General features: G+C 58.9%; 16 protein-coding genes. 13 read left to right on the forward strand and 3 right to left on the reverse strand.

The window, feature by feature from the left end:
• The 8 genes from HYZ49_15405 to HYZ49_15440 all read left to right on the forward strand — a co-directional run.
• Positions 1-5,739 (forward strand): GAF domain-containing protein (locus HYZ49_15405; GenBank protein ID MBI3243670.1); only part of this gene is annotated, 5,739 nt, incomplete at its 5' end.
• 577 nt (positions 5,740-6,316) lie between these two features.
• Positions 6,317-7,117 carry a polyprenyl synthetase family protein gene (locus HYZ49_15410; GenBank protein MBI3243671.1) on the forward strand — a complete coding sequence of 267 codons (801 nt, stop codon included), beginning with the start codon at positions 6,317-6,319 and terminating at the stop codon, positions 7,115-7,117.
• Positions 7,118-7,121: 4 nt separating this feature from the next.
• A complete protein-coding gene (locus tag HYZ49_15415) occupies positions 7,122-10,637 on the forward strand; it encodes a response regulator (GenBank protein ID MBI3243672.1) in 3,516 nt (1,171 codons plus the stop codon).
• Between the two features lie 8 nt (positions 10,638-10,645).
• Positions 10,646-11,416, forward strand: coding sequence for a type I methionyl aminopeptidase (map, locus tag HYZ49_15420; protein ID MBI3243673.1), 771 nt, complete (start codon positions 10,646-10,648; stop codon positions 11,414-11,416).
• Positions 11,413-12,069, forward strand: coding sequence for a 5-oxoprolinase subunit PxpB (gene pxpB, locus HYZ49_15425; GenBank protein ID MBI3243674.1), 657 nt, complete (start codon positions 11,413-11,415; stop codon positions 12,067-12,069). Before map ends, pxpB begins: the two co-directional genes overlap by 4 nt.
• Complete coding sequence (locus HYZ49_15430) at positions 12,062-13,012, forward strand: biotin-dependent carboxyltransferase (GenBank protein ID MBI3243675.1); 951 nt, start codon at positions 12,062-12,064, stop codon at positions 13,010-13,012. Before pxpB ends, HYZ49_15430 begins: the two co-directional genes overlap by 8 nt.
• A gap of 83 nt (positions 13,013-13,095) precedes the next feature.
• Positions 13,096-13,848 carry a 5-oxoprolinase subunit PxpA gene (locus HYZ49_15435; GenBank protein ID MBI3243676.1) on the forward strand — a complete coding sequence of 251 codons (753 nt, stop codon included), beginning with the start codon at positions 13,096-13,098 and terminating at the stop codon, positions 13,846-13,848.
• The gene (locus HYZ49_15440; protein ID MBI3243677.1) at positions 13,845-14,165 is read left to right on the forward strand and encodes a hypothetical protein; all 321 of its coding nucleotides are present in this window, start codon (positions 13,845-13,847) and stop codon (positions 14,163-14,165) included. The genes HYZ49_15435 and HYZ49_15440 overlap by 4 nt, the downstream gene beginning before the upstream one ends.
• An 18-nt stretch (positions 14,166-14,183) precedes the next feature.
• Here the strand turns inward: HYZ49_15440 and HYZ49_15445 are convergent, their stop codons facing one another.
• Positions 14,184-15,350: an aminotransferase class V-fold PLP-dependent enzyme gene (locus tag HYZ49_15445; protein ID MBI3243678.1), complete on the reverse strand. Its 1,167-nt coding sequence runs from the start codon at positions 15,348-15,350 to the stop codon at positions 14,184-14,186.
• Between the two features lie 122 nt (positions 15,351-15,472).
• Here HYZ49_15445 and HYZ49_15450 point away from each other — a divergent pair, with 122 nt between their 5' ends.
• The 3 genes from HYZ49_15450 (at position 15,473) to HYZ49_15460 (ending at position 19,066) form a co-directional block, all read left to right on the forward strand.
• Positions 15,473-16,558, forward strand: coding sequence for a site-specific DNA-methyltransferase (locus tag HYZ49_15450; protein ID MBI3243679.1), 1,086 nt, complete (start codon positions 15,473-15,475; stop codon positions 16,556-16,558).
• 68 nt (positions 16,559-16,626) lie between these two features.
• Positions 16,627-17,610 carry a MoxR family ATPase gene (locus tag HYZ49_15455; GenBank protein MBI3243680.1) on the forward strand — a complete coding sequence of 328 codons (984 nt, stop codon included), beginning with the start codon at positions 16,627-16,629 and terminating at the stop codon, positions 17,608-17,610.
• Positions 17,611-17,686: 76 nt separating this feature from the next.
• Positions 17,687-19,066, forward strand: a complete 1,380-nt coding sequence (locus HYZ49_15460) for a VWA domain-containing protein (GenBank protein ID MBI3243681.1) — start codon at positions 17,687-17,689, stop codon at positions 19,064-19,066.
• Here HYZ49_15460 and HYZ49_15465 read toward each other — a convergent pair whose 3' ends face one another.
• Both HYZ49_15465 and HYZ49_15470 read right to left on the reverse strand, forming a co-directional pair.
• Complete coding sequence (locus tag HYZ49_15465) at positions 19,067-20,032, reverse strand: glycosidase (GenBank protein ID MBI3243682.1); 966 nt, start codon at positions 20,030-20,032, stop codon at positions 19,067-19,069.
• Positions 20,025-22,313, reverse strand: a complete 2,289-nt coding sequence (locus tag HYZ49_15470) for a glycosyltransferase family 4 protein (GenBank protein ID MBI3243683.1) — start codon at positions 22,311-22,313, stop codon at positions 20,025-20,027. Before HYZ49_15470 ends, HYZ49_15465 begins: the two co-directional genes overlap by 8 nt.
• 197 nt (positions 22,314-22,510) lie before the next feature.
• Here HYZ49_15470 and HYZ49_15475 point away from each other — a divergent pair, with 197 nt between their 5' ends.
• Positions 22,511-22,678: a hypothetical protein gene (locus HYZ49_15475; protein MBI3243684.1), complete on the forward strand. Its 168-nt coding sequence runs from the start codon at positions 22,511-22,513 to the stop codon at positions 22,676-22,678.
• A gap of 63 nt (positions 22,679-22,741) precedes the next feature.
• Positions 22,742-23,491: a YebC/PmpR family DNA-binding transcriptional regulator gene (locus HYZ49_15480; GenBank protein MBI3243685.1), complete on the forward strand. Its 750-nt coding sequence runs from the start codon at positions 22,742-22,744 to the stop codon at positions 23,489-23,491.
• Positions 23,492-23,533 lie beyond the last annotated feature (42 nt).

A 23,533-nucleotide genomic window follows, 5' to 3' on the forward strand; every position in this document is an offset into this window, starting at 1 on the left:
AGCCTCAGCCTGAGCGCCCAACTGGATTTGAAAGCTCTGTTGAGAGCCATTGTTGACCGGGCCAGACACTTGCTGGATGCCGAAACCGGGGCCTTGTATTTTTTGGACGCTGAAAGCCGGACGCTGGAGCTGGTTGTCGAGAGTGATCCTCAGCCCAGGTTTACCGGCATTCGGTTGAAGCTGGGCGAGGGCCTCTCGGGCCAGGTGGCTCAAACCGGCGAGCCTTTGGTTATTGAAGACTACTCGATTTGGCCGGGCCGGACGAATGCTTTTGGCGACCCGTCTTTTCGATCCTTGCTGGGCGTGCCCGTCAAGTGGCAGGGGCAGGTGATAGGCGTCATTACCGTTTCGGACAATCGAGCCTCTCGCTTTGGCCCAAGCGATCTGGAACTGGTGGGCCTGTTTGCCGATCAAGCGGCAGTTGCTATTTCAAATGCCCGGCTGTTTGAAGAGTCGCAACGGCAGACGCAGGAACTGTCCGGCTTGTACAAGACGGCGCTGGCGACCAGCAGTGTGCTGGAGACGGACGTGTTGTTGAGCCGGCTACACGAACAGGTTCAGCAGTTGATCAACCCGGACACGTTTGTAATTGTCTTATATGACCCGGAGGCCGAAGAACTTGAAATTGCTCTGGCCGTCGAAAACGGGGAGCGCCTGAACAAAATTAAGGTTCCCATTTCAGAGGGCGGCCCGACCGGCTGGATCATTTCCAACTGCCGGCCTTTGTTAATCCACGATATGCAGACGGATGCCTTGCCGGTTCCGGCCTGGCGGGTCACTCAACCGGCGCGGTCATGGCTGGGGGTTCCGCTCATTGCCCGCGATCAAACGATTGGTTCTGTGTCAGTCCAATCTTTCCAGCCTAAGGCCTTCACCGAATCGCATCGCCGCCTGCTGGAGTCGCTGGCCGGGCAAATTGCCATCAGCCTTGAGAACGCGCGCCTGTTTGAAGCCACGCGGCGGCAACTGCAGGAGTTGGCGATTCTGAAAACGATTGCCACTGCCGGAACCGAGGCGACGAGTCTCGATTCGTTGATTACTCGCGTGACCGGGCTTTTGGGCGAGACGTTTTATATTGACCACTTTGGCATTTTGTTGCTGGATGAGACGGGCCGGAATTTGCAGACGCACGATTCTTATCGCGGCCAGCAGGGCAATGTGCCGCTGAATGTTGGCATCACCGGGCGGGTGGCCGCCACCGGGCAACCGTGGCTGGTGGCCGACGTGTCACAGGAGCCGGCCTATTTTAATGCCGACGGTAACACGCGCTCTGAAGTGTGTGTGCCGTTGAAGGTTGGCGATCAGGTGATCGGCGTCATCAATGCCGAAAGCGCCCGCCTGGATGCCTTTAGTGAACTTGATCTGCGCTTGTTGGTCACCATTTCCGAGCAGTTGGCGACGGCCATTGAAAAGGTCAGGCTGTTTGAAGCTGAGCGCGTCGCCCGCGAGCAATCCGAGGCCTTGTCGGAGGTGGCCCGCACTCTCAACTCCAGCCTCGACCGCGAGCAGGTTCTGCAGACGATCCTTGAGCAACTGTCGCGGGTGGTGGAATACGACAGCGCCTCGATTTTGTTGCTGGTTGAGGATGCTTTGGAAATTGCGGCGCATCGCGGGTTTCGCTCCGAAAGCCAGCTCTTTGTGCCGTTCAAAATGACGGCGGCCAAACATGTCGCCGAGGCCATTGAGAAGAAGAGCACGGTCATCATTCCCGACACCTTGCAGGACGGGCGCTGGCAACATTTCGCCGGCGCTGAATACATTCGTTGCTGGCTGGGCGTGCCGTTGCTGGTGAAAGATCGGGTGATCGGCCTGCTCAACCTGGACAAAGAAGAAACAGATTATTACACCGAGCGTCACGCCCAGTTGGCCGTTGATTTTGCCACCCAGGCGGCGGTGATCATTGAGAATGCCCGGCTTTACGCCGAAGCCCGCGACCGCGCCGCCGAACTCGGCCAGTTGTATACGGCGGCCCAGGAGATCGGCAACAGTTTGGATCTAAAGACGGTCTTTGAGCAATTGGCCAAACACTTCACGGAGGTTCTGAGCGCGACCAGCGCTTATGTGTTAAGCGTTGACCTGGAAGCCGGCACTTTGACCGTGTTGGCCGAATATTGGGGCGCTGAAGCTTCAGAGAGTGAGCGCAAATCGGACCTCGGACAGAAATATCCTTTGCAAGATCACCGTTCCTTTGCCGGTGTCGCCGTTAATCCCCAGATCACTGCCAGACTGGCGAGCGACCCGACTCTGGCCGAGAGTGAAAGAAACCAGCTTGCGGAGTATGGCATCCAGTCATTCCTGATCATCCCGCTCATTGTGCGCGGCCAGGTGATAGGGCTGGCTGAAGTTTGGGAGAGCCGCCGGCCACGCGCCTTCACGCCAGTCGAGCTGCGACTGGCCGAGACGTTGAGCCAGCATGCCGCCAGTGTTATGGAAAACGCCCGCCTGCTCGAAGAAACCAGCCGCCGCGCCCACGACATGGCCCTGCTCAACGACATCACCCGCGCCACCGTCGCCACTTCCGACCTGCGTGAGTCACTGCAAGTGCTGGCTGACCGCTTAGGCGAAATATTCAACGCCGACGGTTGCTACATCACCTTGTGGGATGAAGAGCGACAAATGCCGATTCCCAGCGCCGCTTATGGCCCCCTGCGCCAGCAATACCCGGCAGTGAAGGTTGAACCGGGTGAACAGACGATGACGGCCTCTGTTTTACGCACCGGCCATGCCCTGGTCGCCGAAGATGTGTTTAACTCTCCTTACATCAGCCTGCGCATTGCCGCCATGTTCCCCGCCAAATCCATGCTAGGCCTGCCATTGATGGCCGGCGACAATAGATTGGGAGCGGCGCTTATCTCCTTCCACCAGCCTCATCACTTCACCCCGGACGAAGTTGCTTTAGGAGAACAGGCCGCCGGCCAAATTGCTTTGGCCATCGCCAAATCCCGGCTTTTTGAAGCCACCCGCCGAAGCGCCGCCGAACTTAAGGTTGCCAGCGACATCCTGCGTAGCCTCAACGCCAGCCCGCAAGTGGTCAGCGTTTTCCCGGCCATCGCTTCCGAACTCAAAGCCCTGACTCAATGCGAGCGGGTCAGCCTGGCCCTCATCACCGAAGATCGCCAGAAAGTGATTATGGCCGCTCTGGACCAGCCTCGCACCGAGTTGAGTCAGGGCATCCGGTTTCCGCTCACCGCCACCTCGACCGCGCCGGACATCCTCAAAGGCCACTTGCACCTCACCCCCGACCTGGCCGCCGAGGCGGCCTACCCGGCGGAAAAGGCCCTTTATGAAGCCGGGTTCCGTTCGCGGATCAACCTGCCTCTGCGGGTTGGCGATCAAGTGATCGGCGCCCTCAACTTCGTCTGGCCGACATTGGCCGGTTACGTTTCAGTCAACCTGTCACTGTTGGAGCAAATTGCCGACGCGATTGCCCTGGCCATTGAGAAGAACCGATTGTTCGACGAGACCCGCCGCCGCGACGTAATCCTGGGCGCGCTTGCTTACGCCAGTGAGCAGTTGTTGAAACCCGGCGACTTGCGCGACGAACTGCCCGCCCTGCTGGCCCGGCTGGGCCACGCCGCCGAAGTAAGCCGCGTCTACATCTTCAAAAACCACCCTGCGCCCGACGGCTCGCTACTTGCCAGTTTGCAATACGAGTGGACTGCGCCCGGGATCGCGCCACAAATTGATAACCCGCGTTTGCAAAACAGTGACTATCTGGCTCGAGGGGCCACGCGCTGGCTGCAGACGTTGATGGCCGGGCAACCCATCTTTGGTTTGACGCGCGATCTCCCGCCGGTGGAACGGGCAACCCTGGAACCGCAGGGCATTCTTTCCATCCTCATTGTTCCCATCTTTATCGGCGAGGCCTGGTGGGGCTACCTGGGCTTCGACGAATGCACGCAGGAGCGCATTTGGCTGGGGGCCGAAGTGGAAGCCTTGAAGAGCGCGGCCGGCGCCCTGGGCGCGGCTTTTGCCCGGCAGAGGAGTGAGGCTGCTGAACGGCGGCAACGCGAATTGACTGAAGCCCTGCGCGACACCGCCGCGGCCATGAGTAGCACCCTCAACTTCGATGAGGTGCTGGAGCGAGTGTTGGCCAACGTGGGCCGGGTAGCGCCGCACGACGCCGCCGACATCATGCTGGTCAATGCCGCCGGCACGGTGCGCGTGGCCCGTTGCCACGGCTACGCCGAGCGCGGCTTGGAAGAATGGATACTCTCGCTCGAATTCAACCTGGCCGATATGCACAACCTGAAGCACATGGCCGGGACTGGCAAACCGTACACCATTCCAGACGTTCGAAATGATCCTGATTGGATTGACATACCGCAAAGCCGCTGGGTACGCTCCTATGCCGGCGCGCCCATCCTATTAAAAGGCAAAGTCATCGGTTTCATCAATCTCATAAGCGGCACGCCCGACTTTTTTACCCCGGCTCGGGCCGATGGCCTGAAAGCGTTTGTCGATCAGGTGGCCGTCGCCATTGATAATGCCCAGCTTTACAATGAGGTATCGGCGCTCTACAACGCCTCGTCACAACTCATCAGCCCCGGCGGCGATTTGTCTGGCCTGGCCGAGCAGATTGCCCTCTCGGTGACGCGCGAGTTTAGTTTTGCCCATTGCGGGGTTTTGTTGATTGACGAAACCGGCCTTGAACTCAGGCGCGTGGCCCGGGCCGGCATGTTGCAGGAAATGGCCCCCTCCGTCCTGCCCTTGAGCGCCTCCACAACCCCCGCCGTGGCGGCCCGCACCGGCGAGATCGTCTACCTGCCGGATGTTACCGCCGACCCGGTTTCATTCGCCGCCAATAGCGAAACCCGCTCCGAACTGGCCATCCCTTTGAAGGTCGCCGGCAAGATCATCGGCGTGCTTGACCTGCAGAGCCGGGAGCCTGGAATTTTCGACGATCGCACACGCCGCATTATTACCGCATTTGCCGAACATGCCGCCCTGGCGCTGGAGAACGCCCGCCTGGTGGCCAACCTGGACATGTCGCGCCAGATGGCCGAGGACGCCAACCGCTTGAAGAGCGAGTTCCTGGCCAACACCTCGCACGAACTCCGCACGCCGCTCACCGGCATCATTGGCTCGCTGAGCATGGTGCTCGACGGACTATGCGACTCGCCGGAAGAAGAGCGTGAGTTTGCGCGCATCGCCTACACCGCCTCGGAACGTTTGTTGACGATCATTAACGACGTGCTTGACATCGCCAAGATCGAAGCCGGGCGGATGGACGTGCGTTTGCAGGCTGTTGATCTGGACGCCCTATTCAAAGATGTTCGGTCTCTCTCTCGTGTTCAGGCTGAGGAAAAGAAGCTCACCCTGGAATTTGCATTGCCGGGGACAATGGAGTACATTTTATGGGCCGACCCGGATAAACTGCGCCAGGTCCTGCTCAATCTTATCGGCAACGCCATCAAGTTTACCGATCATGGCGGGGTCCGGGTGGCCGCCTCGGTGGTGGATGGTGACGATGGGCACAAGCGAATACGGCTGGATGTGCAAGACACAGGCATTGGCATCCCGCTTGAAAAGCAGAGCAAGCTGTTCCAGCCCTTCGTTCAAGTGGATGGGAGTATGACGCGCCGATTCGGCGGCACCGGGCTGGGCTTGAGCATCTCACGCCGCCTCACTGAACTCATGGGCGGCGCGCTCGACTTGTCTAGTCCGGGTGAGGGTTTGGGGAGCACCTTCATGGTGACTCTGCCGGCGGTGTCACGGGCCGAGCTGGAAACTCAATGAGAGCAATCATCAACAGGTGATGACAATTGTCATGGAAGAAAAGAAGATTATTGTGGTATTTTATTACAGATAAGGCGGATTATTTTTCCGCCGAGCACTTATGGGCTAGCCGTTGAGGGGAATTCGGGCTAATCAAAGCCACAGGAAAGGAGGTGAAAACCATGGAGGAGAATATGAAGTTAGAGGAGTTCCACGCTCTGCTGAACTCGGAGTCGGGGGACAACCAACTGATCGCAGCCCTCCGCGCGCTCACGAATCAGGGGAAGCCGGAAGACGTGAGAGGAATTGACCGGACGGCGTTGGCCACTTGGCGTTGGGCAGGAGGGTAGATATAATCGCCTGTTTTTGCACTAAGCCTGAACATTAGTTGGCGACATACGCTTGCAAGTCGTATGTTGCCAACTGCCATCTATAGCCAAATCAAATGCACACTCAAAGCATTCGTTCATACATGTCAGCTTTGCCTCGAATTGTAGAGTGGCCGGAATTGGCTGTTTTGTTTAATGAGGCTACCGAGACTCCTCGCGTTGATTGGAATTTGCCAATCATGGCCTGTCAGGCCGTTGGCGGAGATCCATTGGTTGCGCTCCCCGGTTGCGCCGCCATTGCCTTCATGCAATTAAGCATCATACTGGTAGATGATATTCTTGACGCCGATCCTCGGGGGCATCATCATCAGATCGGAGTTGGCCCGGCGGCTAACATGGCGCTTGCCTATCAAGCCCTTCCATTTCAAATAGTGGAACAGGATGTAAAAGACCCTGAGCGCCGCTCTGCGGTTGCGGCTAACCTGGCTTCGATGGCCCTGGCAACGGCTTTTGGGCAACAATTAGACGTGCAAAATCAGGGAGGCGAGGAAAATTACTGGCGGTTAGTGCGGGCGAAGAGCACTCCTTTTTATGCCTCGGCGTTGTACATCGGCGCTGTGCTAGGCGGGGCAGACTCCAAAACAGCATATACCCTTCGTGATTTTGGCGCGATCATGGGCGAAATTGTCCAGATTCAAGATGATCTGTTTGATGCTTTTCAAACCCCGGCCAACCCCGACTGGAAACAGGGCCGCAACAACTTGCCTATCTTGTATGCCCTCACTGCTGATCATCCCGCCCGTGACCGCTTTTTAGAATTGCGATTAAGAGCGGACGATCCTGACGTTTTGCATGAAGCGCAGAAAATTCTTATCGCCTGTGGCGCTGTTAGTTACTGCATTTATCACCTCGTCAAACGCCGCCGGCAAGCCAAGCATTTGCTTGATAATCTATCCCTTCCCGACCCCAAACCTTTAACAGACCTCCTGACCCTCGAAATGGAGTCGCTGATCCAATTGTTGAAAATCAGTGGTGTAGACATCCCTCCCGACTTAATGTCAGAAGCCTGAGGCAATGACTAACTTGCTCCGCCGCCTGCGCCAGTTAGAATGGTTCCCAACCACCCTCTCAATTTCAGTCTTGCTGATTTGTTTCTTTTATGCTTATGCAGGCGCTTTTGAGACCCCTTCTCCTGGCTTTGTTTACGACACGTTTTGGAATATCACCTCGGTTGATGTTTGTGATCCGGGAAATGAGTGGTGCGCGGCTAATCAGGGTCAAATTCAAGTTGGCGACCGGTTGACTATCATTGGCAACCTGACTTATGACTCCTACCGGACAAAATTTTGGCTGACCCCTTTTGCCGGATATGCTCCCGGCCAGGTTGTGCCTATAACACTGTCTCGCGATACTCGTGAATACCCGGTAAACTGGCAACTCCCTCCTCATAACTTTCAAGCTGAGATCATTACTTTACTTGGCGGCCTGGTTCTTCTCCTGCCCTTTTGGGTGGCAGGAACCATCGCCTTATTACTTTTACGGCCCCACGACACCCGTTGGCGGTTGCTCATTGCTTTCAATTATCTTACGGCAGTCTGGTTGATGGCCGGCATCAACTCGGCTTCGCAAATTGCGCTTTCGGTGCCGGTTTTGCGGGTGATTAGCTGGTTGATGGCCCCGGTCTATCTTCACCTGCACCTGTTATTGCCAGTGCCAATATTCCAACGCCCTCATCGTTATGGCTTGCCCTTTTTTTACATTGCCGCCATCAGCCTCGGGGCGTTTAGCCTGTTTCAGCCCGCCTCCTCAGGTAGCTATCTGACAGGCTTATTACTAGCGCTCTTCGCCAGCTTTTTCCTGCTGGTAGCGCGATTATTCACTCCTTCTTCCGCAGGGCGGTTGGCGACCCGCCTCATGCTGGCAGGTATCGGCTTGGCATTTGGGCCAACCATCCTGTTATGGGTGATCCCTCAACTCTTGGGAATAAAGCCGGGGGATTTAGTGTCAGGTGTTGCCGCTTTTTCGATTCCTATCTTGCCCCTCTTCTACGTTTACGCCATTTACAAACGCCACCTGGGCGGGCTGGAGTTTCGGGCCAATAACCTGATCGCCCGCTACAGCTTTGTTCTGTTGTACATCACCGCCTTCGCCATCGTCTATTTGTGGGGTGCCACCCTGGTTCCGCCCGACCAGCTTATTACCTTTAGCCTTGTGTTATCGGCCAGCTTTGCCGTGGCGGCCTCCGGCCTCTATCGCCGTTATCAACGCCTGGTGAACCGGCTGGCTTATGGCACAGGCTACGTTTCTGCCGACATCGTCAACCTTTTCATCAACCGCATCCCGACCGCCTCCGATCAGGCCGCGCTGGTGTCCTTACTGGCCGACGAGATCGTTCCCAGTTTGTTGGTTCGTCAATCGGCGCTCTACCTTTTGCCGGGCGAGGCCGAAACCGGGGACGGGGCCTTGCTCTACAATCGCGGAGTTGATCTGCCGATCACCGTGCCGCCAGGCCAACTCCGGCAATTGCTCCTCCGCGCCAGCCAATATCAGCCGCCGCCGACCGAGTTGGAGATGGAGGAAGAATGGAACTGGGCGCGTCTGGTCATCTCCCTTGAAACACAGAACAAGGTTGTGGGCGCCTGGCTGTTTGGGCGGCGCGACCCTGACGATTTTTACCCGCGACCGGACATTACTCTGCTCAACACGCTGGCCCACCAGGCGGCTCTGGCAATTGAAAACTCGCGGCTTTACCAGGCGGTGCAAAAGGAGTTGAACGAACGCAAGCGGGCTGAAGAGATTCTCCGCCAGCAAAACGAGTATCTGGCCGCCTTGTACGATACCATGCTGGGATTGTTGAACCGGCTGGACATGTCCGATTTGCTGGAGGCGATTCTGACGCGGGCGGCGCAGCTGGTGAACACCCGGAACGGTTTTATTTATCTGGTCGGGCCAGATGGCTCAGAAATAGAGGCCAAATTCGCTGTCGGCGCCCACGAAGCGCATATTGGTAATCGTTTAAAACCGGGCGACGGGGTGGCGGGAAAAGTCTGGGAAACAGGCCAACCCTTGATTCTGGATGATTACGCGGTCTGGCCCGAGCGCCTGGAGATGGCTACCTCGCGCGGCCTTCACGCCATCGCCGGTTTCCCGCTCAAGTCTGGCTTGCAAGTTGTGGGCATTCTTGGGGTGTCGCACACGGACCCTGTCCGCCGCTTCTCCCGGAACGAGATTGAACTTCTGGAGCGATTTGCCCAATTGGCCTCCATTGCGCTCGATAACGCCCGGCTCTTCACCTCGGCCCAGCAGGAACTGGCCGAACGCAAGCGGGCCGAGACAGCTCTGGCCGGGCTGAACCTTGAACTGGAGCAGGCGCTGGTGGCCGCTAACGAGTTGTCCGTGTCGGCTCAGGCGGCCAGCCGGGCCAAGAGTGAGTTCCTGGCCACCATGAGCCACGAGTTTCGCACGCCCTTGAATGCCGTGCTGGGCTACAGCGAGTTGATGCTGGGCACTGACCTGACGGACGAACAGCGCGCCTATTTGCGCGAAGTGATGGTTGCCGGCGAAAACCTGCTCAAGCTGTTCAGCGACGTGCTTGATTTCTCGCGGATCGAGTCGGGACGGCTGGAGTTGAAGCATGTTCCTTTCAACCTGGTGGATACGGTTGAGCAAGCCATGCAAAACATTGCCTCGTACGCCGCCTCTAAAAACCTGAAGCGCTCGCTCCACATTGATTCTGATGTTCCAGCTGAGTTGATCGGCGACCCGGCCCGCCTGGAGCAGGTGTTGCTCATTCTGCTGAACAACGCCGTCAAGTTTACGGCTGAGGGCGAAGTGGATTTGAAGCTGAAGTGCATTGATCGTTCGCCGGAAAAAGCCACTCTGTATTTTGCCGTGCGCGACACGGGCATTGGCATTCCACCGGAAAAACAGGAATTGATCTTTGGAGTATTTACCCAGGCCGACGGCTCGGTGACGCGCCAGTATGGCGGGGTGGGCCTGGGGCTGAACATTGCCCGGCGGCTGGTGGAAAAATTTGGCGGACGCCTGTGGGTGGAGAGTGAACCGGGCGACGGGAGCATTTTCCATTTCCTTACCACCTTTGAGGTCGCGCCTCAAACAGAGGCGGCTGAACCGGCAATCGGCGCTGAAGACATCGGGCTGTCAACAACTGCCGGGGAGACTCTGTCAATTCTGGTGGCCGAGGACAATCCGGTTAACCTGGACGTGATCGTGAGGATTTTGGAGAAACGCGGCTGGGCGGTGACGGCAGTTGATAACGGCCAGGCGGCGGTTGAGCGTTCGGCCCGGGAAGACTTCGACTTAATTTTGATGGATGTGCAGATGCCAATCCTGGACGGGTATACGGCCACCCTTTCCATCCGCGCTCGCGAGCAGGTAACGGGCCGGCACATGCCGATCGTTGGGGTGACGGCCTATGCCATGCAGGGCGACCGTGAGCGATGTTTGAAGGCCGGGATGGACGGTTACCTGGCCAAGCCGATGAAGGCCAACGAGCTATACGAGATCGTCGAAACGGTCGTCAAGCAGTTCAAGCGCGGCCGGGGTGTGGCGACGACGGAACCGGCCTGAGCCTCTCAATGGGAATTCAACTTAAACATCCAAAAGAAATCGCGGCCATGCGCGCCGCCGGGCAGTTGGTGGCCGAAACGTTTGCCCGGCTTCGTGAGGCCATCCGGCCCGGCATTGCCTTGCGCGAATTGGACGACCTGGCCGCAAATTATCTCGCGGCGCGCGGCGCTCAGCCGCTCTATAAAGGCTATCGTGGCAAGCCGCCTACACACCCGCCATTTCCGGGCGTGATCTGCGCCTCGGTCAATCAGGAAGTCTGCCATGGCCTGCCGGATGGCCGCATTTTGAAAGAGGGCGATATTGTGGGCATTGATATTGGCCTGAAGCTCAACGGCTTTTGCGGTGATTCGTGTGTGACTTATGCCGTTGGCAAAATTTCGGCGCCGGCCCAGCGCCTGCTTAAGGTGACTGAAGAATGTTTGTATAAAGGGATTGCGGCGGCCCGGCCCGGTCAGCGCATCAGCGACATTGGCCTGGCGATTCAATTGCACGCCGAGAGCCACGGCTTTAGCGTGGTGCGCGAGTGGGGCGGGCACGGCATTGGCCGCAACCTGCACGAAGAACCGTCGGTGCCGCACACCGGCCCGGGCGGGCAGGGGGTGGTCATGCGCCCCGGCATGGTGTTCACCATTGAGCCAATGATCAACGCCGGGCGGCCTGACTGGAAACTGCTCAAAGACGGCTGGACGGTGGCGACAAAAGACAAGTCGCTCTCGGCCCAGTTTGAGCACACGGTCGCCATCACCGAAAACGGGCCGGAGATTTTGTCGAAGCTGTGAACTGGCCGCGCTACCAACCGGTTGGCGACTCGGCGCTGGCGGTAGCGTTCGGCGATGAGATCGCTCCGGCCCTCAACCGCCGGGTTCACGCTCTGGCCCGCCTGCTCGATCAAGATCGCCTCCCCGGTTTTTGCGAAGCCGTCCCCACCTACTGCGCTCTGCTCATTCATTACGATCCACTTCTGATCGGTTATCAAAACGTGGTGGACTGGGTGGCCGCCAAAGTTCCCCAAATAGAGGCCGCCACCCCGGCCTCACCCCGCCGCCTCGAAATCCCCGTCCTCTACAACGGCCCCGACCTGGCGTTTGTCGCCGAATACAATCACCTGACTGTTGAAGAAGTAATCGCGATACACAGCGGCGAAGCGTACACGGTTTACATGATGGGCTTCACGCCGGGCTTTCCTTACATGGGCCGCCTGCCGCCGGCCATCATCACGCCGCGCCTCGAAACGCCGCGCACGCGGGTGCCGGCTGGTTCGGTTGGCATTGCCGGGCCACAAACCGGAATCTATCCCATCGAGTCGCCGGGCGGCTGGCGCATCATCGGCCAGACGCGCCTCAAACTGTTTGACCTGTCTCGCGACCCGCCCTTCTTGTTTGCGCCCGGCGACGTGGTGCGCTTCACGCCAGTCTATGCTGAGAGTGCTTGAACCCAGCCCGTTCACCACAGTGCAGGATTTGGGGCGCGCAGGTTATCAGCAATTTGGCGTGCCGGTTTCGGGCGCGATGGACGGCTTTGCTTTGCGAGCCGCCAATGCCCTGGTTGGCAACTCGCCGAACGCCGCAACTTTGGAAGTGGGTCTTGAAGGGCCAACGCTCGAAGCCACAGAGTCATGTTTGATCGCCGTGACCGGAACCGGTTTCGATTTATGGATTCACGAGCGACCGATGCCGCTGTGGGCGGCAATCTACGTTCGCCGGAACCGGGAGATTCGACTGCAAAGCCGCCAGCGCGGTGGGTGGTGTTATCTGGCCCTGGCCGGCGGCATTCAAACCCCGCTTGTGTTAGGGTCACGCTCAACTTATTTGCGCGGCGGCTTTGGCGGCCTTGAGGGCCGCACCCTGCAAACAGGCGATGAGTTGCGAAGCGGCATACCTTCCCGCCAACCTCTTGAACTTGCCGGGCGTTACCTTCCCAGAGAGTCGCGCCCGGCTTACAGTGATAACTTGACCGTCGAAGTAATCGCCGGCCCGCAACTGGATCGTTTTACTGAGGCGGGCTGGCAAACATTTTTGTCGAGCGAGTATCGAATCAGCGCCTCATCGGATAGAATGGGTTATCGGCTGGAAGGGCCGGCCATCGAACATTCCGCCGGGGCCGACATCATCTCCGACGGTTTGGCCGCCGGTTCGGTGCAGGTTCCGGCAAGCGGCCAGCCCATTGTGATGATGAGCGACCGCCCGACGACGGGCGGCTATCCCAAGATTGCCGCTGTTGTCAGCGCCGACCTGCCGCTGGTGGCCCAGTGTCCGCCCGGCGCGGGGCGGCTAAGGTTTCGCGAGACGACCGTTGAAGCCGCTCAAGCCCGCTGGCGGAAAATGTTGAATGATTTACGAGCCGACATCGTTGAGCCTGAAGAGGGGACGTTTTAGGCTTTTCACCACCAAGACACGAGGGCACAAAGTCACAAAGAATAACTGGTGACTTGGTGGCTTTGTGCCTTTGTGCCAGCCCGATGAACATTGACCTCAACTGCGATATGGGCGAAAGTTTTGGCCGTTACTCGCTGGGGGACGACGAGGCGTTGATGCCATTGATCACCTCGACCAACATTGCCTGCGGTTTGCACGCGGGCGATCCGCTGGTGATGGCGGCGACGATTCGGCTGGCGAAACGGCACGGGGCCGCCGTCGGCGCTCACCCCGGCCACCCCGACCTGCAAGGGTTTGGCCGCCGTCCCCTTGATCTATCGCCAGATGAAGCTGAGGCGTTCGTCTTGTATCAAATAAGTGCGCTGGCCGGGTTTGCCCGCGCCGCCGGCCTTGAGTTGGCGCACGTGAAGCCGCACGGGGCGCTTTACAATCAGGCCGCGAAAGATCGGGCGTTGGCAACGGCGATTGCTCAAAGTGTGGCCCGCTTTAGCAAGAGTTTGATTCTGATGGGGCTGGCCGGTTCGGTGTTAGTTGAAGCCGGTGTTGAGGCCGGGCTGAAGGTTGCGAATGAGGGTTTTCCCGAACGGGGCTATAACGACGACGGCACGTTGAGGCCGCGCCGCTTGCCGGGCGCGGTGATTGAGTCGCCAGCGGCGGCGGCGGCCCAGGCCGTGAAAATGGTCAGAGAGGGAATCCGGTTTGGCGGGCGGCAGGTTCAGGTTGAGACGCTTTGCATTCATGGCGACAATCCGTCGGCGCCGGCAATCGCCAAAGCAATTCGTGAAGCGTTGGCGGCGAACGAAATTGACGTTTTGCCGATGGGGAAGTTTTTATGACCGACGAGATTCAACGAGAGCTGGATCGGGCGCAGAAGGCGCTGGACGAAAAGAACGAGGGCATGGCGCGTGCCTGCGCCCGCCGCGCCGCCGGGGAGGCGATCCGGGGCTGGCTGGCCCGGCAGACCCAGCCGCCGGCCTGGGGCGCGAGCGCGGTGACACGGCTGCGGGCCGTCGCCGCCGACGAAAAAGTGCCGGAAGCAGTTCGGGCGGCGGCGGCTCGAATTTCCGCCACCGTTTCCCGCGATCACACCCTGCCGTTTGCCGAAAACCCGATTGAGGATGCGCTTTTAATCATCCGCCATTTCGGCTACTAATAGTTTGCCCAGGCTTCTCTACAGGCAAACCTTCAACGCTTCCACCAGCGCGTCGGCGTCCTCCGGCGAGTTATATCCCTGAAACGATACACGCATGAAATTCCGCCCGTTCCATTTGAGCAACGGGACTTCAATATGAAACTCGTCGTACAGGCGGGCTTTGAGCGCGTCAATATCAATCACCTCAGGCAAACGAACGGCGGCCAGTTGGCCGAGCCACTCCGTTGAGTCGGGGCAAATGGCTTCGAGGCCGGTGAGGGCGTTGAGGCGGTTTCGAGTCTCGCTCGCCAGGGCATGGCACTCGCGCCGCACCGTTTCCCAATCGTGTTCAACTTGAAATTGAATCGCAACCGGCGTTGCCAGAAACGCCGCCATGTCGCGCGTGCCTTGCCACTGATGAATGCTGATGAACGGCGTCTCGCCGAGGCCGGGCGAGGGCGGCAAGTCGTCGTTGCCCCAACCCCAGCTCACCACCAGCGGCTCCAGCCAGGCTTGCGCTTCGGGGCGGGCGTAGAGAAACGCCGAGCCTTTAGGCGCGTTGAGCCACTTGTGCAGCGCGCCCGAATACACATCCGCGCCCAGTTCGGCCAGGTTGAGCGGAAGCTGGCCGGGCGCGTGCGCGCCGTCAACGATGCTCAGGATTCCGGCGGCGCGGGCGCGGCGGCAGATTTCCTGAACCGGAAAGATGAGGGCAGTGGGGCTGGTGAGATGGCTGATGAAAATGACTCGGGTGCGCTCGCTGACGCCGTTCCAGAAGCGCTCGACAAAATCGGCGTGGGAGGTGACGGGCAAAGGAATGGGCCGGCGGAGGTAACGGGTGCCCGCCTTTTTGCACATAAACGTCCACGTTCGATCCATTGCCCCGTATTCATGATCGGTGCTCAGGATTTCATCACCCGGCTTCAATTGCAGGCTCCGGGCAACCCCGTTGAGGGCGGTGGTGGGGTTAGGGAAGTAAACCAGGTCGTCGGCGGCTGAACCGAGGTAGGCGGCCAGTTTGGCGCGAGAGTCGGCCATCAGTTCTGTGATCTGCCGCCCCAAAAATTCCACCGGCTGGCGCTCCAGTTCCCTCTGCCAGTTCTGATATGTTTCAAAGACCGGCCTGGGGCAGGCGCCGAAAGAGCCGTGATTGAGGAAGACGATGTTGGGGTCGAGCAGGAAGTGAGATTTGAGCAGGTTGGTCATAATAGATTTGATTGATCGGATTTCGCGGAGCTTGTTGTGGCTTTTGACTGGCGTTCGGCTTGGGGCGTTTGTACCATGAGGCAAATTATAGTGGAAAGCGGATTTGCGGGTAGAATAATTACATGGACTTGCCCCTCAACCAAATTCTCCCCGGCGATTGCATTTCCATTCTCAACACCCTGCCCGAAAACTCGGTTGACCTGATCTTCGCCGACCCGCCGTACAACCTGCAACTGCAACAAGAACTGTGGCGGCCCAACATGACCAAAGTGGACGCGGTGGACGACGAGTGGGATCGCTTTGGCAGTTTTGAGGAGTATGATAAATTCACAAGAGAATGGCTGGCGGCGTGCAGGCGGGTGTTGAAAGAGACGGGCACCATCTGGGTCATCGGTTCGTATCACAACATCTATCGCGTCGGCTCGATCTTGATGGATTTGGGATTCTGGATTCTCAACGACCTGGTATGGACGAAAGTAAACCCGATGCCCAACTTTCGGGGCGTCCGCTTCACCAACGCCCACGAGACTCTGCTCTGGGCGCAGAAGAAGCAGGGGGCTAAATACACCTTCAACTATCAGGCCATGAAGTCGCTGAACGATGGCTTGCAAATGCGGAGCGACTGGGCACTGCCGATCTGTTCCGGAAAGGAACGCTTGAAGGCCGCAGGCGGCGAAAAGGCGCACTCCACCCAGAAGCCGGAGAGCCTGTTGTATCGCGTCGTCTTATCAAGTTCTAATCCGGGCGATGTGGTGCTGGATCCATTCTTCGGTAGTGGCACGACCGGGGCGGTGGCCAAAAAGATGGGCCGTCACTGGATCGGCATTGAGCGCGACGAAACGTACATCAAGCTAGCCAAAGAGCGCATTGACGCAATCGAGCAACCGTTGTTCACTGATGAAGCTTTTGCCGTGCAGGGCAAGCGCGCCCAGCCGCGCATTCCGTTTGGCGCTCTGCTGGAGCGCGGCCTGCTCAAGCCCGGCCAACATCTGTACTTCGGCAAGAAAGGCAGCGCCAAAGCTATGGTGCTGGCAAACGGCCAACTCAAATGGGGCCGCCTCACCGGCTCGATTCACGAAGTGGGACGGGCGATTCAAGATACACCGTGCAACGGCTGGGAACACTGGTATTATTTGGATGACGAGACGGGCGAGAGGGAAGTGATTGATAAACTGCGGCAGAAGGTGCGGGAGCAGAACAGCGTTTAGCGGTCGGCAGTCAGCTATCAGCCAAAAGCTGAACGCTGAAGGCTGATGGCTGACAGCCAAAGGCAATTATGTTCAACTCAACATCGGACGTTGTTGATGGTTTGGGCAAGCAACAATACATCGCCTCCAACGAAATTGGCACGGTGCTATACCTGGCCGAGCGGTTGGGCAAGCCGGTGCTGGCCGAAGGGCCGGCCGGCGTAGGCAAGACCGAACTAGCCAAAGCCTGGGCCGCCTCTACCGGACGCGAACTCATCCGCCTGCAATGCTACGAAGGGCTGGACGAAACGAAGGCGCTCTACGAGTGGGAGTACGCCAAGCAAATGCTCTACACCCAACTCCTGCGCGACAAACTGCAAAACTTGCTGGTGGGCACAGAAACCCTCGGCCAGGCCGCCGACAAAATTGCCAACGAAGAAGAAGTGTTCTTCTCGCAACGCTTCCTTCTGCCGCGCCCATTGCTCAAAGCCGTGCTCTCCGAAAAACCGGTTGCGCTCCTCATTGACGAAATTGATCGCACCGACGCCGAGTTTGAAGCCTTCCTGCTCGAAGTGTTGTCCGACTTCCAAGTGACCGTGCCGGAAATCGGCACCCTGACCGCTCGCAACCAGCCGCTCGTTCTCCTCACCTCCAACAACACCCGTGAACTTTCCGAAGCTCTCAAGCGCCGTTGCGTCTATCTCTTCATTGACTATCCGACCGCCGAGGCCGAACTTCGTGTTGTTCGACTCAAAGTGCCCGACCTTGCGCCCGCACTCGCCAAGCAAGCCGTGGACTTTGTTCAACGGTTGCGCCGCCTCGATCTCAAGAAAAGCCCCAGTGTGAGTGAAACCCTGGATTGGGCCAAGGCCCTCGTTTTGCTCAATGCCAAAAATCTCGACAAAGAGACGCTCGACAACACCCTGACCCTTTTGCTCAAGCACGAAGCCGACGTGCAACGCGCCCGGGCCACCCTCCAGCGCGACGACGGCTCGCCACGCCGCAGAGGCCCGCAAGACCCGGACAGCGGCACGTCTTTTGATGGCAATATTCGACCGTTGAAGCGGATATAGTGAACAGTGGGAAGTGAACAGTGAACAGCAGTTGTTCGCCACTGCTCACTGCTCACTGCTCACTGCCTACTGAATTATGGAAGATCGCATCGTCCAATTCATCGCCGGTCTCCGCGCATCGGGCGTGCGGGTTTCGCTGGCCGAGACACAGGATGCCATGCGGGCCACCTCGCACATCAGCATCGAAGACCGCAACCTGTTTCACTCGGCCCTCAAGGCCACGCTGATCAAAGAGCGGGCCGACGGCGCGATCTTCGACAAGCTCTTTCCGCTCTACTTTTCTGCGGGCGGGCCGCCTCTGACTCCCTCCTCCGACGTTTTGTCACCCGACGAGCAGGACTTGTTACGCGACGCTCTGCGGGCGCTGGCCGGTGAACTCAACGACTTGCTCAAGCGTTTGCTGAAAGGGCAGAACCTCTCACAGGAAGAACTGGAAAAGTGGGCCAGGCGGCTCGGCGCGGATCGCAACCAGCGCCCCGAAAACGTCCGCCGCCTGACGCGCGAGATGTTGCGTCAGATGGGGTTGGAAGACCTGTTGGATCAGATTGAGAAGCTCCTGGCTCAACTCGCTCAACTTGGCATGAGTCCCGAAGCTCTCAACCAACTCCGTCAACTGATGGAAGCCAACGCCCAGGCGCTGTCCGAGCAGGCCGAGCAATACTTTGGCCAATCGCTGGCCCGCCGCCTGGCCGAGCAACCGCCGGACAAGCCAACCGTTGACGAGTTAATGGATCGCCCCTTCAACTCGCTATCCGAGTCCGAAGCGCGCGAACTGCGGCGCGAGGTGACGCGCCTGGCGGCCCGGCTCCGCTCACGCGCTTCACTTCGCCAGCGCAAGGGCGCCGGCCCGACCTTTGACGCCAAAAGCACGATCCGGGCCAATGTCCGCCACGGCGGCGTCCCCTTTGAAATGCACTGGAAGAAGCGCCGCCTCAAACCCAAGTTCGCCCTGATCTGCGACGTGTCCACTTCGATGCGGCCCGTCGTGGATTTTCTTCTGCGGCTGATCTACGAGATGCAGGATCAGGTGGGCAAGGCGCGGTCGTTTGCTTTCATTGATCATATCGAAGAAGTGACCGACGAGTTCACCGCCGCTCGCCCGGAGACCGCCATTCCTATCGTCCTTCGGCGTTTGCCGCCCGGCTACTACAGCACCGACCTGGGCCTCAGCCTCGACCAGTTTGTGAAAGAGTTTGGCGACGCGGTTGACCGCCGGACGACGCTCATCTTTTGCGGCGACGGGCGCAACAATTACAACGACCCGCGCCTGGATTTGATTGACTTGTTGAAGCGGCGGGCGAAACGGGTGGTCTGGTTCAACCCCGAAGCGAAGTACGAATGGGGAACCGGCGACAGCGACATGTTGCAGTACGCGCCGCTGGTGGACGCAGTGCATCAGGTGTCCAGCTTGCGCCAGTTGACGGAGGCGGTGGATAAGCTGTTTGGGTATCGGTAGCTATTCTCGCCTTTCGGCGTAAGTTCTGCCGTGCTGTTCAAGCCACTCGAGAATGGCGTGAACACTGCCGCTGGCCAGGGCAATGCTCGTGTCCGCCGCGCCATAATACAGGTGGATAGTGTCGCCATCGGGGGCCAGGGTGTAGCCGCAAGGAAAAACGACGTTGTCCACATCCCCGCGCAACTCGTAAGGTTCTTCCGGGCCAAAGACCCATTCCTCACCGCGTTTCAAACAATGCTCCGGAGTATGCAAGTCAAACAGTGCGAGTCCTACCCGGTAAAGACAGCCGGCCGCATTTTGCCGCACCCCGTGGTAAATCACCAGCCAGCCCTGCGGGGTTTCGATGGGCGGCGGCGAGAGTCCGATTTTATTCGCGTCCCACCACCCACCACTCCGGGCTTCCAGCATCAGCTTATGACTGCCCCAGTGCCGCAGGTCGGGCGAATAAGACATCCACATGTGCGCGCCGGGGGCGCTGACCGGGCGATGGATCATCGCCCAATGGCCGCCGATGCGATGCGGGAACAAGGCCGCATCTTTGTCTTCGGGCGACATGATCATCCCATAGCGCTCGAAGTGGCGGAAATCCTCGGTGAGCGCCAGGGCCACGCCGGGGCCAACGCGCGAGTAGGCGGTATAGACGACGGCATATTTTTTCAGTTCGGGGATGTAGGTGATGCGTGGGTCTTCAATACCCCACCTTTCCTCCGGGTAGTTTTCGGGGTCGGCCAGCAGGGTGGGCTGGGGATCAATCTGCCAGTCATCCACCCCATTGGCAGAACGGGCGGCGCACAAATGCGAATGCCCACGCCGATCTTCCACGCGGCACAAGAGCAGGGTCGTTCCATCAGAGAGCAACGTGGCGGCCGGGTTAAACACGCTGTGAATCGGATAGGGCCAATCGGCGGCGGTCAAGATCGGATTGAGCTTGTGCCGCCGGAAGAGTTCGGGGTGTTGATTATTCATGGGATAGGGGCTCCAGAGATTGAAGAGCATTTTCAGCCAGCCGCAATTCCAGCAAGGCCTGGAGAAAAGCCAGCGTCGACTCCGCGCCCTGATTCTCGTTCGGGCGGTCGGGGTGCAGACCGTCCCGGCAACCGCCCGTCGTCGGATCGTAGATGGGTAACTTCAGGTCGTTGCGTCCGAGGAACCACTCGAAGGCGCGGCGGGCTTCCTTGCGCCAGCGCTTGTCTCCGGTGATCCGGTAGGCTTCGAGGCAGGCAGAGACCGTGGCTTGCGCCTCCACTGGCTGTTGATCGAACCGGGCCCGCTCACGGCCCCGCTCATAAAACCCGTTAGATCCAATGGGGAGAAAATGCCTGCCTTCGGCATCCCGCTGCAAGTCAACCAGCCAGCTAAGCGACTCCAGCCCGGCATCCATCATGGCGTTATTGGGAATTGATTGGCCGCAGAGGAGGAGGGCATGCGGCAGGGCGGCGTTGCAATAGGTCAACCCGTCTTCGTACCAGCGCCAGTCGTCCGAGCGGTGGCTTTGATAAAGCGTCAAGAGCCGCCCGGCCAATTCTTCCTGCACCTGGCTCGCCATGCGGTCACCGGCAAAACGCTGGAGATACTCGCGGATGCCGATGAGGGCGAAAGCCCAGGCTCGCGGGCTGGTTGTATCGAGAATGGCGGGCAGGGCCTGCTCGAATAATCGGCCGGCCATACTCGGCAGGGCGGGTGTGTTGGAGCGGCCTAACACGGTGCCCAACGCCCACAGGGCACGACCGTGGCTATCGTCGGAGCCGCCCTCTTCCAGCCAGTGGCGCTGGTAATCCATAAAGTTGCGAAAGCGTCCGGTCTCAGCATTGAAGGCATACCAGACGAAGGCGAGATAACGGGTAGCCAGTTCTAAGGCTTCCCCACCGCCCAATTCTTCCAGGAGAGCGCTCACCATCAGGGCGCGGGCGTTGTCGTCGGTCGTGTAACCCTCGCGATAGTTGGGTACGGTGAACAGGGCGTGTTGCAACATGCCGGTCTCGTCGGTCATGTGGCGTAAGTGATCGAGTTTGAGCGGAGGCAATTCGCCCGGGTGTTTGTCGAGCGCTTTGGCCGTGAAGCCGGGCGGGATGAAATGGCGGCGTTCGGCGCGGGCGCGTTCAAAACTTTCCATGTAGCGGCGGGCCACCTGCGGCCAGACCATCGCCCGCCCAAACAGATAGGCCCGCTTGCGTATGGCGTGACGTTTGGACTCGTTGTCGAGCAGATCAATCACCTGTTCGGCCAACGCCGCCGGATCACGGAACGGCACCAGCACTCCCCGTTCTTCGGCCAGCATCTCTTCGGCGTACCAATACGGGGTTGAAATCACGGCCTTGCCCGCCCCCAGGGTGTAGGACAGCGTGCCCGAGGTGATCTGCGCCGCGTCGAGATAGGGCGTGATGTAAATGTCTGCCGCGCCAATGAACTCGACGAGCTCCTCCAAACTGACAAAGCGATTGTAGAAGATCACCTGACCTTCCACTCCTTGCTCCTGGGCCAGCCATTGCAGGGACAGCCGATACGTTTCGCCGTCGTACCGCTTGACGTGCGGATGAGTCGCGCCGAGGATGATGTACACCACGTTCGGGTGCTTGGCCAAAATGGCGGGCAGGGCGGCGATGACGTTTTCGATGCCTTTGTTGGCCGAGAGCAATCCAAAACTGAGCAGGACGATTTTGCCCTCGACTCCAAACAGGTCTTTGTGAAAACTCGGATCCACAAAGGGCACATCCGGGATGCCGTGCGGGATCTGATCAATCTTCCCCGGCGACACGCCATAGACCTCCTGCAAGAATTCTGTGCCACGCTCGCTCATGACGACCAACCGATCGGACAGGGCCGCGACCTCCTCCAGCACCCGTCGCTGATCGGGGTCAGGCTCGCGCAGAATGGTGTGCAGGGTCGTGACGATGGGCATGCGCAATTCGCGTAAGAGGGCCAGGATGTGACTGCCCGCCCGCCCGCCGAAGATGCCATACTCGTGTTGCAGGCACACCAGGTCTACATTGTTGATATTCAGAAAGTCGGCGGCGCGGCGATAGGACTCGAGGTCCTTCTCCGTCAGTTCAAAACGAACGCGGGGCGGATAGGCATAACCGGTCTCGATGTCATTGACCGGCAGGGCAATACACGTTGTTCCGCTATACTCGGCGGCGACGGCCTCGCACAGGTCGGTGGTGAAGGTGGCGATGCCGCACTGACGCGGCAAATAGTTGCCGATGAAGGCAATGCGGTTGATGGTTGAATTGGTTGAGCTGTGATCCATGACGAACATCTCTTTTCTGACAACCAGCCTCTTTTTAGTTGTCCCTGGCTTTTTTAATGCAAAGAGACGGTTGCCTGGTGGCCGCCTCTGTCATACCCAGAAAAAGAGTGGGATCGAGTGTTTTCTGTGGGGAAGGTGAGCCGGCAATGATTACATCGTCAACCACTATACCAGACAGTCTGGGTTAATCCTAACCCTTGAAGCGCCGGGCTAAGTGGGTGGTTTGGTTCAACCCCGAAGCCAAGTACGAGTGGGGAACCGGCGACAGCGACATGCTGCAATACGCGCCGCTGGTGGACGCAGTGCATCAGGTATCCAGCTTGCGCCAGTTGACGGAAGCGGTGGATAAGCTGTTCACGAGATAGACGGAACCCCGACATGGCTATGCTATAATCTCCTCGAAAGCAAAATTCGAAGGAGTTCTCCCCATGTCAGGTCATTCCAAATGGGCAACCATTAAACGCAAAAAGGGCGCGGCTGACGCCAAGCGCGGCCAACTCTTCACCCGGCTCGCCCGCGAGATCGCAATGGCGGCCCGCGAGGGCGGCGGCGACGCCGACAGTAACTTCAAGCTGAGGCTGGCGGTGGACAAAGCCCGCTCCAACAACATGCCGAAGGACAACATTGAGCGGGCCATTGCTCGCGGCACGGGCGACGGCGAAGGCGGCGCGCTGGAGCAGATTATGTATGAAGGGTACGCCGGCCACGGGGTGGCCGTCATCATCGAGTGTGTCACCGACAACCGCAACCGCACCGTATCCGACCTGCGGCGGACGCTCACCCGAGCCGGCGGCAACCTGGGCGAAGGCAATTCGGTGGCCTGGCAGTTCCAGCGCAAGGCCTATTTTGCCTTCCCGGCAGAAGGCCACGATCAGGACAAAGTTTTTGAGATGGCAGTGGATGCCGGAGCGGACGATGTGCAATTTGGCGAGGAGCACATTGAAATTTACGCCCCGGTCGAATCCTTCAAGTCGGTGAGCGACAAACTGCGGGCGGCCAGCATCCAGCCTGAAGAAGCTGAACTGCGGATGGAGCCGACCAACACTATGGAGCTTTCGCGCGATGACACGGTGAAAGTGCTGAAGACCATCGAAGAGCTTGAAGAACTGGACGACGTGCAGAAGGTGTACACCAACCTGCACGTGAGCGACGAAGCCGCGGAAGCGATGGCGGCCTGACAATGACGAATGACAAATGACTAATGACGAAAATGGTTGTCA

Source organism: Chloroflexota bacterium (assembly GCA_016197225.1).
GTDB lineage: Bacteria > Chloroflexota > Anaerolineae > Anaerolineales > VGOW01 > VGOW01.

Coding starts and splice junctions, on each gene's coding strand:
- HYZ49_15415 (MBI3243672.1), top strand. CDS start 7,122: ATGACTAACTTGCTCCGCCGCCTGCGCCAGTTAGAATGGTTCCCAACC.
- map (MBI3243673.1), top strand. CDS start 10,646: ATGGGAATTCAACTTAAACATCCAAAAGAAATCGCGGCCATGCGCGCC.
- HYZ49_15435 (MBI3243676.1), top strand. CDS start 13,096: ATGAACATTGACCTCAACTGCGATATGGGCGAAAGTTTTGGCCGTTAC.
- HYZ49_15440 (MBI3243677.1), top strand. CDS start 13,845: ATGACCGACGAGATTCAACGAGAGCTGGATCGGGCGCAGAAGGCGCTG.
- HYZ49_15445 (MBI3243678.1), bottom strand. CDS start 15,350: ATGACCAACCTGCTCAAATCTCACTTCCTGCTCGACCCCAACATCGTC.
- HYZ49_15450 (MBI3243679.1), top strand. CDS start 15,473: ATGGACTTGCCCCTCAACCAAATTCTCCCCGGCGATTGCATTTCCATT.
- HYZ49_15455 (MBI3243680.1), top strand. CDS start 16,627: ATGTTCAACTCAACATCGGACGTTGTTGATGGTTTGGGCAAGCAACAA.
- HYZ49_15460 (MBI3243681.1), top strand. CDS start 17,687: ATGGAAGATCGCATCGTCCAATTCATCGCCGGTCTCCGCGCATCGGGC.
- HYZ49_15465 (MBI3243682.1), bottom strand. CDS start 20,032: ATGAATAATCAACACCCCGAACTCTTCCGGCGGCACAAGCTCAATCCG.
- HYZ49_15470 (MBI3243683.1), bottom strand. CDS start 22,313: ATGGATCACAGCTCAACCAATTCAACCATCAACCGCATTGCCTTCATC.
- HYZ49_15480 (MBI3243685.1), top strand. CDS start 22,742: ATGTCAGGTCATTCCAAATGGGCAACCATTAAACGCAAAAAGGGCGCG.